Source organism: Candidatus Curculioniphilus buchneri endosymbiont of Curculio glandium, from assembly GCF_964275155.1.
In the GTDB taxonomy this organism is placed as follows: Bacteria; Pseudomonadota; Gammaproteobacteria; order Enterobacterales; family Enterobacteriaceae; genus Curculioniphilus; species Curculioniphilus buchneri.
On the sequence record NZ_OZ193413.1, the window covers coordinates 902,845 to 916,970 of the forward strand.

The 14,126-nt window shown below is 28.8% G+C and carries 6 protein-coding genes and 1 tRNA gene; 6 read left to right on the forward strand and 1 reads right to left on the reverse strand.

Annotated features, from left to right (window positions below):
- Positions 1–251 precede the first annotated feature (251 nt).
- Both ACICP0_RS02740 and tyrA read left to right on the forward strand, forming a co-directional pair.
- Positions 252–1,301: a 3-deoxy-7-phosphoheptulonate synthase gene (locus tag ACICP0_RS02740; protein WP_395479784.1), complete on the forward strand. Its 1,050-nt coding sequence runs from the start codon at positions 252–254 to the stop codon at positions 1,299–1,301.
- A gap of 23 nt (positions 1,302–1,324) precedes the next feature.
- Positions 1,325–2,443 (forward strand): bifunctional chorismate mutase/prephenate dehydrogenase, encoded by a 1,119-nt coding sequence (gene tyrA, locus ACICP0_RS02745; protein WP_395479786.1) that lies wholly within the window; start codon positions 1,325–1,327, stop codon positions 2,441–2,443.
- A gap of 336 nt (positions 2,444–2,779) precedes the next feature.
- Here the strand turns inward: tyrA and bamD are convergent, their stop codons facing one another.
- Positions 2,780–3,514, reverse strand: a complete 735-nt coding sequence (gene bamD, locus ACICP0_RS02750) for an outer membrane protein assembly factor BamD (RefSeq protein WP_395479788.1) — start codon at positions 3,512–3,514, stop codon at positions 2,780–2,782.
- Positions 3,515–3,646: 132 nt separating this feature from the next.
- Here bamD and rluD point away from each other — a divergent pair, with 132 nt between their 5' ends.
- The 4 genes from rluD (at position 3,647) to cspE (ending at position 13,832) form a co-directional block, all read left to right on the forward strand.
- A complete protein-coding gene (gene rluD / locus ACICP0_RS02755) occupies positions 3,647–4,615 on the forward strand; it encodes a 23S rRNA pseudouridine(1911/1915/1917) synthase RluD (RefSeq protein WP_395479789.1) in 969 nt (322 codons plus the stop codon).
- A gap of 640 nt (positions 4,616–5,255) precedes the next feature.
- A complete protein-coding gene (gene clpB, locus ACICP0_RS02760; protein WP_395479791.1) occupies positions 5,256–7,829 on the forward strand; it encodes an ATP-dependent chaperone ClpB in 2,574 nt (857 codons plus the stop codon).
- Positions 7,830–8,765: 936 nt separating this feature from the next.
- Positions 8,766–8,838 (forward strand) — tRNA-Glu (locus ACICP0_RS02765).
- A gap of 4,784 nt (positions 8,839–13,622) precedes the next feature.
- A complete protein-coding gene (gene cspE, locus ACICP0_RS02770) occupies positions 13,623–13,832 on the forward strand; it encodes a transcription antiterminator/RNA stability regulator CspE (RefSeq protein ID WP_395479792.1) in 210 nt (69 codons plus the stop codon).
- Positions 13,833–14,126: the final 294 nt, after the last annotated feature.

Consider the following 14,126-nt stretch of genomic DNA (forward strand, 5'->3'; position numbering starts at 1 on the left):
TAATTATTGTATCTATAACAATATATTGATAATTCAAAATCAAATATTTATTACATGATTGAGTTTTATTTAGTTTACATCTATGACTCAATACTTGTAGTTGCATTTCTCTGAAATTAAATAGTAATAAATTATTTACAATTATGGATTGAAATATTTACAATTTTTGGTTAAAGTATCTGGTCATTAACTACAGTGTTATGCTCAATATAGCAACTTAGCATCCATATCACTTTAATCAGGAAAATAGTATGTTACAAAATATATCCAATAATCTTCATCTCATCGATGAAAAAATAATCATTACTCCTAATGAATTAAAACGTCAATTTCCTTTAAGTAAAATTGATCAAAATGCCATTACTAAATCTAGACACACAATTGCAGATATCATACATGGTCGTGATCCGAGACTATTAGTAATTTGTGGTCCATGTTCTATCAATGATATTGATGCTGCTTGTGACTATGCCTATCGGTTACAAGATTTATCAATGAAATTAAGCAACAAGCTATATATTGCTATGCGTGTTTATTTTGAAAAACCACGTACTATTATCGGATGGAAGGGATTAATTAATGACCCATATATGGATGGTTCTTTAGATATTGAATCAGGATTAAAAATAGCCCGTAACCTACTTCTAAAATTAATCAAAATAAACCTACCATTAGCAACGGAAATGTTAGATCCTAATAATCCTCAGTATCTCGGCGATCTATTTAGTTGGTCAGCTATTGGTGCTAGAACTACAGAATCCCAGCCTCATCGTGAAATAGCGTCTGCTCTTGCCACACCAGTAGGTTTTAAAAATGGAACACATGGCAACTTAGAAACAGCAATTAACGCAATACGTGCAGCTGCATTGTCTCATCGATTTATGGGTGTCAATCAAGCTGGTCAGCTTTGTTTACTACAAACTTATGGTAATCCAAACGGCCATATCATTCTTCGAGGTAGTAGCAATAAACCTAATTATTACCCAAAAGATATTATCAGTTGCGAGAAAAAAATGGCAGAAGCAGAAATTCCAATATCGTTAATGATTGATTGTAGTCACAGCAATTCTAGTAAAGATTATCGTCGTCAAACAGAAGTAGCGCAATCGGTACTTGCACAAATTAAAGAAGGTAATCGTTCTATTATTGGTCTGATGCTTGAAAGCTATATTAATGCTGGTAATCAATCTGCAGAATTACCACGCGAAGATATGCGCTATGGTGTATCGATTACCGATGCTTGCATTGATTGGAAAAGTACCAATAATTTATTGTATCAACTACATAATGAATTACCATAATAGAAAGTAGGAAAAATAGTAAAATGATAAAACTAGACATTTTAAGAAAAGAAATTGATAAAATAGATAAAATGCTTTTAAACCTACTTTCTAAGCGATTAGCATTAGTTAATAAAGTTGGAAAAATAAAAATACAACATGGATTACCAATTTACGATCATGATCGCGAGATGACAATGCTAACTTCTCGTCGTCAAGAAGCTTCTACATTAGGAATCTCTCCTGATTTGATCGAAGATATTCTTCGCAGAGTGATGCGTGAATCTTATATTACCGAAAACAATAAAGGTTTTAAAACTTTGTTTCCAGAATTACGTCAAATAGTTATTATTGGTGGTCGAGGACAAATGGGACGTTTATTTAATAAAATGTTAATACTATCTGGCTATCAGGTGCATATATTGGGTAGAGAAGATTGGTTGTATTCAAATTCTTTGCTATCAAATGCAGGAATGGTAATTATTAGTGTTCCTCTTCATCTGACTATATCGATCATTCAAAAATTACCACCATTACCAGAAGACTGTATCTTAGTAGATTTAGCTTCTATTAAACATGCAACATTACAAGCGATGTTATCGGTACATAACGGACCAGTACTTGGTCTTCATCCTATGTTTGGTCCTGACGTTGATAGTATAGCAAAACAAGTTATAATATTTTGTGAGGGACGTAAACCTGAAGCATATCAGTGGCTATTAAAACAAATGCAACTATGGGGAGCACATTTGTATCACAGTAATACCTTAGAGCATGATCATAATATGTCATTTATACAAGCATTACGCTATTTTATTACTTTTACGTATGGTATGTTTCTGGCAAAAGAAAATGTCAATATCAAAAAATTGCTCGCACTAGCATCACCTTCTTATCGAATAGATTTAATAATGATTGGACGTTTTTTTTCAAACAATCCAAAACTATACGCTAATATTATCTTTGCATCAGAGGATAATATTCTTTTAATAAAGCTTTATCATCAATATGTCGGTATGGCTCTAAATTTATTAGAACAAGGAAATAGTCAAACATTCACTGCTCAATTTGAAGACATTGCTTTATGGCTAGGTAATTACACTAAAATTTTTCTTAAAAAAAGCAAGATACTGTTGCATCAAGTTGATGATTGTTGTGAATAATGTCTATCTATTAAATCAATTTCAACAAAACGTATAAAAATTTTACATCTAAAATTAAAGAACAAAAATATCATGTTTTTCATTAGCTTAATCAAGCTCTATACGTTCGTTATTTTAATTTAAAGCGATATGTTACTAAACGTAACGTCAAAAATAATTATTTTAAAAATAGTAGTTGTTGAAAACAATATAATAATGATTTAAATTATTTTTAGAAATATTTCACGTAAATATAACTAAAGCAGTTCAATTCAATAAGAATACTATTTTTATCTATTGCATAATAAAGAAAACATTCTTTAAAAAATTAATTAGACTTATATTAAATATGTTTTTTCAAACACGGCGGTTGATCTCAATAATTTTTTCTACTTTATTAGCTAAATTATTTAACTGTAATGCTCGATAAGCTTTTTCCATATATGGTAATGCATTAAGTGTGGCTTGCGTGTCAGGAAAATCCTGCAACATTTTTTCTACACGGTTAATTACCGCAACATATGCTCCCCGAGCAGTATAATACTTTACTATACACAGTTCATGTTTCGCTAATCGATGTTTAAGATAAATAAGGCGTTTAGTAGCATCTAGAGCATATTGACTATGTGGATAATGCAAAATTAGTTTTTTGAAATCTTGAAATGCTATTTTGGCATGTTCAGGATTGCAACAAGATTGATCTAATCCAAAGTATCCAAATACTGGATTGCCATCCATTTCCATGCTAGTTAATCCACGTATATATAATATATAATCAATATTAGGATGAGTAGGGTTCAGTCGAAGAAAGCGATCAGAAAAAGTGGTTACTAAAGATGAATCATCAGATTTATAATAAGCGTAAATTAAATCAATTTGCGCCTTTTGAGCGTATATACTAAATGGATGACATTGATTTACTTTTTCTAGTTCTTTGATAGCACGCTTATAATTTCCATTTATTAATTCTTTTTTTGCTAAAGAATAAAGATGGATAGGAGTATTATCTATCGCACCATCTTTATTATTAACACAACCTAATAGTATAAAACTTAATATGGTAGTCACTATGATAATTTTTACATGTACCATGATGTGTTATTATCCTTAATAATAGGATGATGTTACTAGATTCTATATTTAATACAGAAATATACTGCTGATTATAACAGTATATTATAATACAATAATAATATTGGAATGATATTCCAGAGAAAATATAGTATGGAGCTGCATAAGTATTTTGATAAAATAGTCGATGAATCCCAATTTGGAAAACGCTTAGATCAAATTATAACTGATTGGTTTCCCTGTTATTCAAGATCACAGATACAATCTTGGATTCTTGACGGTTTAGTAAAAGTGAATGGAATAGTCATAGCAAAACCTAAACAAAAAATACTTAATAGAGTATTGGTTGAGATACAAGCTACTTTTAAAAAACAACGGCATTGGGAAGCACAAGATATTCATTTAAATATTATTTATGAGGATGATGATATTTTGATAATCAATAAACCACGCAATCTTTTAGTACATCCAGGAGTAGGCAATCCTAATGGCACTATGTTAAATGCATTATTACATTATTTTCCACCTATCTCTGCTGTACCTAGAGCAGGTATTGTACATCGTTTAGATAAGGATACTACTGGTTTAATGATCGTGGCAAAAACGATAAAAGCACATATTGGTTTGGTGTACTCAATCCTTACGAAGGCAATACTACGTAAATATGAAGCAATTGCGACCGGTGCAATAATTTCAGGCGGAACCATAGAGCAACCTATTGCTCGCCATACTACTAAAAGAAAAAAAATGACAGTACATCCTATGGGTAAACCGGCAGTAACTCACTATCGTATTTTAGAACGTTATCGAAATCATACACGCCTGAATGTATGGTTAGAAACTGGTCGTACTCATCAGATTCGTGTACATATTAGATATATTAACCATCCTTTAGTAGGCGATCCTCTGTATGGAGGGTGTGTACGACCAATAAAAGGAGCTTCTGAGATTTTTAATGATATACTGCGTCGTTTTGATCGTCAAGCGTTGCATGCTAATTTTCTAAGATTTCACCATCCTATTAGTAATAACGAAATGGAATGGTGCATACCGTTACCTAAAGATATGATAGAATTGGTGAGAGTTTTGCAAGACGATACTAAACAGTATCAGAATAAATAGATTGGTTATAAACCAGGTTGTTATTTTGTCTATACATTAGATAAATAAGATAAAATGATATTTTATATAAGAAATATGACTGTAATTTTCATGTCTAATACAGCTAATTCACAATGTAAAGAAAATATTTAAAAGATATTTTTGATGTACTTCACAACACATCTATTTGAATTTTCAATTTTCATAAGAAAAAAGTGATTTACCGATTATAAATGTAGCAATTATTTTAACTTTAGCCGGACTATGACTATCTCATATAGCCCGATTTTTGGATGAAAAATAAAAATATAAATTTTAAAAATTATAAGCTTTATTTAATACGATACGTTAATTTAAATAACATTCATTAACAATTTAGGCCATATGTTAATGTTCTAGCATATGGTCATATGGTAACAACAATTTATGTTTTTACTAAAAATTAGCATAATTTAAAGTAATAACAATATGTTACATTATCATTAGACAAAAGAAAATTATCAATATACATCAATTTTCTATTGATCTAATACAATTTTATTGTCCATTATTCTAGAATAAATGATATTATCTTTTATTTAATTATGAAAAATACTTGATTTTTAAAAAAGTAACCTCACTCTGTATAAGAAATATTTGTCATTAATATGGGAGAAGAGTTATGCATCTGGAGCGTCTTACTAATAAATTGCAGCTTGCTATTATCGATGCACAATCCATAGCTCTTGGGCACAATAATCCGTTTATTGAACCTGTACATGTTATGGACGCCCTTTTAAAACAAGAAGGCGGTACTGTATGTCCATTATTACAATTAGTTGGCGTTAATGTTTCTCAATTTATCATTGAAATAGAACGTGAATGTGATCGTTTAACAAAAATTGAAGGTATGAATAATAACGTACAGCTATCTCAAGACCTTATACGTGTGCTGAATTTATGTGATAAATTAGCACAAAAAAATGCTGATAGTTTTATTTCTTCTGAAATCTTTGTTCTAGCAACATTAGAATATCAAGGTACTGTAGCAAAACTATTAAAATTGGCAGGAGCATCTACATTCAATATAACTCAAGCAATTGAGAAATTGCGTGGTGGTAAAAAAATAAATAACCAAGGTGATGAAGATCAACGGCAAGCGCTAAAAAATTTTACTATCGATCTAACAAAATGCGCTGAGCAAGGAAAACTTGATCCAGTTATTGGTCGTGATGAAGAAATTAGACGTACTATTCAAGTACTGCAGAGGCGTACTAAAAATAATCCGGTATTAATAGGGGAGCCCGGTGTAGGAAAAACTGCTATCGTAGAAGGATTAGCTCAGCGCATTATTAATGGAGAAGTGCCTGAAGGATTAAAAAATAACCGAGTTCTATCATTAGATATGGGATCTCTACTAGCTGGAGCAAAATACCGTGGTGAGTTTGAAGAACGTTTGAAAGGGGTACTAAATGATATATCTAAACAAGAAGGTAAAATCATCTTATTTATAGATGAATTGCATACTATGGTGGGTGCTGGAAAAACAGATGGTGCAATGGATGCGGGCAATATGCTTAAACCTGCTTTGGCACGGGGAGAGTTACACTGTGTTGGTGCAACTACTTTAGATGAATATCGACAATATATTGAAAAAGATGCTGCATTAGAACGACGTTTTCAAAAAATTTTTATCGATGAACCAAATGTTGAAGATACTATTGCTATTTTGCGCGGATTAAAAGAACGCTATGAGCTTCACCACCATGTTCAAATTACCGATCCAGCTATTGTTGTCGCTGCAACTTTATCTCATCGTTATATTTCTGATCGACAATTACCTGATAAAGCAATCGATCTTATCGATGAAGCTGCATCTAGCATCCGTATGCAAATAGATTCTAAGCCAGAAGAACTTGATCGTTTGGAACGACGTATTATCCAATTAAAATTGGAACAACAGGCGTTAACAAAAGAATCAGATGACGCTAGCATGAAACGCTTAAATATAATAAATGATGAATTAGAAAAAAAAGAGCGTGATTATTTTACATTAGAAGAAGAATGGCAAGCAGAAAAAGCTTCACTGTTAGGTACACAAAATTTAAAATTTGAATTAGAACAGGCAAAAATTTCAATTGAAAAAGCACGAAGAGTCGGTGATTTAACTAAGATGTCCGAATTACAATATGGAAAAATTCCTGAATTAGAAAAAAAATTAGCAGCTGCTTCACAATTAGAAGGTAAGACTATGCGTCTCCTTCGCAATCGAGTAACTGACGTTGAAATTGCTGAAGTATTAGCTCGTTGGACTGGAATACCAATTTCTCGTATGCTTAGAACTGAACGGGAAAAATTGCTTAGCATGGAACATGATCTACATCAACGAGTCATTGGACAAAATGAAGCTGTGGAATCGGTATCTAATGCCATTCGCCGTAGTCGAGCAGGTTTATCTGACCCTAATAGACCAATTGGTTCATTTATGTTTCTTGGTCCAACTGGAGTTGGAAAAACAGAACTGTGTAAAGCACTAGCTAATTTTCTGTTTGATAGTAGCAATGCTATGGTTCGTATTGATATGTCTGAATTAATGGAAAAACATTCGGTATCTCGTTTAGTCGGTGCTCCACCAGGTTATATTGGTTATGAAGAAGGAGGATATTTAACTGAAGCAGTGCGACGCCGTCCTTATACAGTTATTTTGCTTGATGAAATTGAAAAAGCACATCCAGATGTATTTAACATTCTTCTACAAGTATTAGAAGATGGTCGTCTAACTGATGGACATGGACGCACAGTAAATTTTCGTAATTCTGTAGTTATTATGACGTCTAATTTAGGATCAGAGTTAATTCAAGAACGCTTTGATCAAATTAATTATCAGCAAATGAAAAAAATAGTGCTTGATGTACTCAACCACCATTTTCGTCCAGAATTTATTAACCGAATAGATGAAATAGTCGTATTTCATCCATTAAGTCGTCAAAATATCACTGAAATTGCACAAATTCAGTTACGACATTTATATCGTCGTTTAGAAGAAAAAGGATATAATAGCACTATTAGTGATGAAGCATTAGAGCTTTTAGGCAAACTTGGATTTGATCCTGTTTATGGTGCACGTCCATTAAAGCGTGTGATACAACAAGAAATTACAAATCCATTATCTCAAAAGATTCTATCTGGGAAACTTTTACCCAATAAGTTAATTAAACTAGATAGATATAATAATCATATTATTATTAATCAGTAAAGCAAAAAGAGTCACACGTCTCAATTGATCTATTAGCTCAAGTCTCGTTGTGTGTTTTTAACTTTATTAATAGCAACATTGTTATCTTAATTTAAAGTATCTGCAATCAATGAATGTTGTCTGATTACAATATACTAATATTTTAATTATTATTAGTAATAATTTACATTTTTTATTTTAAATAAATTCTTTCTAAAAAAATAAAAGTACATGAATTAATATAATATTAAATATTAATATTAAATTATAAATTAATTTGATATTTTCCATGCTTATTGAAGTAATAGCTTTTTTAAATTATATTTATTCACATTTATGTGAAACAATGGATATACATATAGTGTATATGCATGTCATACAGCGAGCATTTAACAAACAGATTACATAATTTGATATATTTAATGATATATAAATATAAACGTAGTTTTATTTATTTTATATTGATGTAAAGTATGCATCTATTGCACAGTTGAAAACTTGCTTTTAATATAATAAAGCATGATTACATATACATTTATCATTAAATTAATTTAGTACTCATTAAATAATAGCTAACTATTTATTATAATTGGAAAAAAAGAAAATTAACGCATGGTTTATCACTATAAACAAGATAGATTTTTTTAACATGCATGCATATCATTGTATGATAGATTATATAATCTAATCTGATTCAGGCCTTCTATTTAATAGAATAGCGTTGGCATGATTCGTTATATATTCTACCTTCTAAAGAAGGTAGGACAAATATATATTACTATAATTTGAGTATATAACTTTATATATATTATTAATAATAATTAATTACATTAAATAAATAAGAAATAACACCTTAAAGATAAAAAAGATAAAACGAAAAACTTGACTTAAGTATTTTGTTAGTAATCTCTTTACAACGTTTTACTTTGAAGTATCATCTATGTATGTATAATTTCTGTCCCCTTCGTCTAGGGGTTTAGGACACTGCCCTTTCACGGCGGCAACAGGGGTTCAAATCCCCTAGGGGACACACCGTATTTTTATAGTATATCTTAGAGGGAGACGAATACAATATATCGCGATGTGTTTGAAACGTTATTATAAAATGCATTGCTAATTAATACACACTAGTGAGAATTTAGGTAGATATATATCAAATTTTTTAAAAAATAAATAGCAATGGACATTGCGGAGGAATTTATCTAAAAAGTACTCTGTGTATTTTATCTTTGTTTCACATTGTAATATTATTGAAAATTACAATGTGCTGTTTTTAAGTATTTTTGATAATTAAGCATATCTAAATTAACTAGATTGACAACTAGTATTATTATTAGATGTATAATAATTAATATGTATGAAAATAATTTCAAAAAGTTATTATTAGAGAGTATATCGATACTATTTTATCTTTAAATTTTAACAAAATACAATTATTCGTATCACTGTATTTTATCTTAAAATGCACCAGAATGTTAATAACTATAATTATTGAATAGAATGCAATCATATTGATAATTTATATAAATTAGATCAGGAAAATTAATAAGATACTAAATGGTTAAATAAAATTATTATTGAGACTACAATTTTATATTAAAAATCTAACTAGATTAGTTATTTTATTAACAGTTAAAATTCTTAATTTTAAGATTGGTTAAGATTGGATGATTTTATGTGCTATTTGTGAGCATATTTATGGTCTTAATAAAAAATGCTAATACGATTACATATCATTTTACTCTATCTATACTGTAATTTATTTTCAATTAAAATCATTTAATTCAAAATAATTGACTATTATTCTGATTTAATAGTTACAGTCCTATAACATTAAGAATATTTCTTATGACAGACACTCTTTTAGAGATCAAAGATTATGGATAATATTTTCATTAACTTTAATGTGATATTAAAATCACCAATGCGTTACTATACGAATTTCAGTGAAAATATCTGATGAGCTTTTACTTATATTATCCATACTGCCACATGAGCGTAAATCTAAGGTTATCAGGATTGATAATCATTGTTAAGTATGGTGTATATCATTTTATTTTTTGATTATCTTCGTTATATTTTATATACTCAGAATATATGAGTGCAACAAAGAATTTTTTCGAAAAAGATGATTTTATATCTCACATGTTTAGCAAAAACTGATACGATTTAAATTCTAGGATTTTATGGTATGGCTATTGGCGCAGACGTGTGTTTTTAACTGTTAATACAAGTATGGGTGATTAGTGTCTTTATTGAGCATATTATTAAATTCTCTATTGAAGTTGAAGTTTTTCAATTTTACAAAAATTACTAATAACACTATTATCAAAATAATAGTAATTTTTAGAATATTATGGATTGGCAATCCCAATTATGGTATTTTCTTTTAATCATTTTCCCATTATTTCTTCATTTTCTTTATCTAAATATTATGAAGAATATGGTATTATGGTTGAAAAAATATTATCTTATCTTAGCTTCTTATGTGTAATTATGCGATTATGGTTTGGACTGTAACATTCTTTACTCTTAGTTGTGTCCTCAACCTAACTTCTCAAAATATGCAGAAAGATAAAGAAAAATATCTCAATATTATCTTATTTAGCTAATCATTTTAATAATCCGTTCACAGCTTCACTAGGATTAGTGATTCCTTTTATTGTCATTGCATGATTTTTAGGACATTTTCATTGGAACTAATATTTCATGGCCTTGTGGTTTCATTTTGTCATACCTGTGATAATCAGATTTCTATTAATGTAGTAGGAAAGATTACTTCTGCGTTTTTATGTTACTAACCACTTAATTAGTAGCTACAATTAATCTAAGTATTTTAAGAATCATTAAAATTTTAGGTGAATCAATAATCGCCATTTTACTATTTTAATACCAAAGTAAAGTACTTTTTATAAAATATCAGCTATGACTCGACATCTCAGTTTAGCAATTCATTGTTTTATATGGATACTTGGAAGTATTTTATTAACTGCAACTATAACATTTTGTTTTTGGATGATTTTTCATATCGATATGATATTGATATTTAGAAATTGATTGATTATTTTAATTAGATAGCAGTTATGCTGTTCAACTATATTTTAATTTAAATTTATTCAATATTAAAAATAAATGTGAAAAAATTTTTTTGATATTATTAACAGAATAGTTTTATTATATTGTTGTTACTAACATATTAAAACAGTTAAAAACTACGGTTAAGTAAATAGGCAATATTCGTCAGATAATGTACAATTAAAATTTAATTTACTATATATTTCAATATATTATTTAATATAAATATCAATTAGTCTACCATAGCGTCATTTTTTAATTTAACATATAACATTCTCCTTTATTCAATATATATCTAAGACGATAGATATCGTATCGATTTGTAAAATCATCAACATTATACATGCAAAGTAATTTAGTTTCATAAGATATATTCATATAACTTTTGGACAAAATAAATATAGTTTTCATTACTATATTAGATTGCATTTATATGAATCAACTTTAAAAAATAATTTCTTCTAAACTGTACAGATCAATTAATTTAAAACCAACTATATTCATCTAAATGTTTGCGATGCGTCAATTAAAAAATACTTACTTTAACAATAGAATTACTATTTATGGTTTATATTATATCAAAATGTAGAACTTACATTCTATTCGTTTTTTTAATCATATTATTACTAAATATTATAATTCTATAATATTTTTTTGAAGTAACTAATTTACATCCAAAAATTTTTATCAGCTCATAATAACAGTATTATTTATAGCTTTCTTGTTAAAAGCTAAATAAAATAAGAACTATATTCTATGAATCAATGGGTATTTTCATGCAATATACTACTATGCTACTCTTTATTTACTTTTGATTTAATCATGTCAAATGACAACACATTATTGAAAATATGTTTCAATTTAAACTTAATAAGTTTGCTTTCGCCTTTATTTATCCGAAATATTGGATTATTTGGTTTGATTTGGTTTTTTATTTGATTTGGTTTTGGATATATTTTAGTTGTTGGTAACACTATCTGATCCTCTATTATATTGGTTAGGTACTAAGTTAGATCAAAAATAAATCTGTTTTCTTAAACAATGTATACAGATTACCCATCGTAATCTTAAACTGTATTTTTCAAAAATGAATCAAAGATAACTTGATATAGCTCTTCTCATCAATATCTTCACTTTTTTAGGTATTGGACTGATGGAAACTGGTATGGCATGGTTCTGATCTGATACTCGAATGAAACGTGGTTAATGTATCTGGTTTTACAGCAGCTTCATAAATCAACCGTTTATGATAGGGGGGGAATCATTATTATCGGCATTCATTTTTGTCGTTGGAATTAGGAGATCGAGTGATGGGACTATATCAACCAATTACAGCAATGTATCGCCTTCACAATAATAACGTGATGAGGAACTAATTCAGAAATGGGAGACGTATGTGTTCTAATAATGCTATAACCAAAATTAATAAGAAGTATAATACTGAAGAAAGGTAAAACAGTGTGGCTTACACCAGATCAATATTATGGACCCGAAATAGTATCTTTTCTCCATTTTTTGCAGTTTCTAAAACAGCAACAACACGCGGTGTTCATGCTCTTGTTCGGCTGGCTAGTCTTTAACTTATATCAGCCATATTAATTCAAGGGCAATTAATAGAGTATTTTAAAGACGATGAATGAAAGTTACCCGTTATATCTACAGGCTTATTGAGCAATAAATTTTACGTAAATTCAATCAATATCTTTGGCTGCATTGTTGTTTTAAGACATGTCCTTACGGTGAGGTGTCGCTTTACGTTTAGACAAAAACGATATAATCAAACTCTTTTGATTGATCGTCAAAGTCTTATCTAATAACATTATAGAAACTATGAAATAGAAATGTCAATAAATATTTGAACATTCATTGAAGCAATGAATTAAAAAGAATGAATTAAAAAGATTGCTTTAGCTTTTAAAATTTAATGAATTAAAATTGCAAGCGATGTTGTTAAAATATTTGACGTAACCCCGACATGTTTGATGTAAAACATATCCTAATATATGGTACAATTTAACTTGTTTAGCATGTTTAGTGCTTATTAGATTCTAAAAAATTTAAATTTCATTTATTATGAAATTTGGTATTAAGAATTATTTCAACAGTGTTATTTTGAATACAAATCCAATTTGTAATGCTATATGTTCAAATATGCCATGTTAATTTCATGAAATTAAGAAGAAAAACAAAAAATAAAATATAGACATAAAATTTATAATATTGAATGATCATGTAAAATTTTTAATAAGACAATGATCTTAATCATAGATACACAATTCTTTTTCAGAGACGCAATTCATTCCATTTTATTTTTTAAGTTGCTATAATATTTATTATAAAAATAATCAGAATGCATCATGATAACTTTCTATAAGCTATTTTAGCTGTATTATTTTAGTCAATAGAAACATTATCTACAGATAATAAATTTGTCTAACGTAATTATTTTGATGAATATTAGATAAAATAGTATATTTTTCATATGACATAAAAAAGAAGAAAAACTTGATAAATGGCTGAAAAGAAGTATAATACTAGTAGTAATTTTACTTTAAAAGATATACACTATTAAACTGTTGGTGTTAGTATACGTTTTCTAGCATATACATAAACTGTATATTAAATTTTTTAGAAATATATCACGGATTTATGATATAATACTGGACAACATGCTAGTCAATTGCTGTATTATGTTCCGAAGTAAAATTTATATTTATCATTTATTTAAAGGTAAGTTTGATGTCTAAGATTAAAGGTAATGTTAAGTGGTTTAATGAGTCTAAAGGATTTGGTTTTATCACTCCTGAAGATGGCAGTAAGGACGTCTTTGTACACTTTTCGGCTATCCAGAGCAATGGATTCAAAACTTTGACTGAAGGTCAGCGTGTAGAATTTGAAATCACTAATGGCGCCAAAGGCCCTTCGGCCGCTGACGTTACTGCTGTTTGATTTTATACATTGATTTTCTAGCATTCTCTCTGTACACAGTATGGTAGTTCTGCCGCCGAACTTTACAGCGGCAGACCGGTGCGGTATTTTTTTATTTTATTATACGATCTAAAATAAAATTAAATGCTAATCAATATCTTTATAAAAGATAATTTCATTTCTTTAATGTAGTGGATATTACACGATTTCACTTCTATACCTCAAGATCGATTACTGATTAATTAAACGCCACTATGTTCGTTTTATATTCATTTGTTAGATCACATCATATAAACTCAAAATATATATCCTATA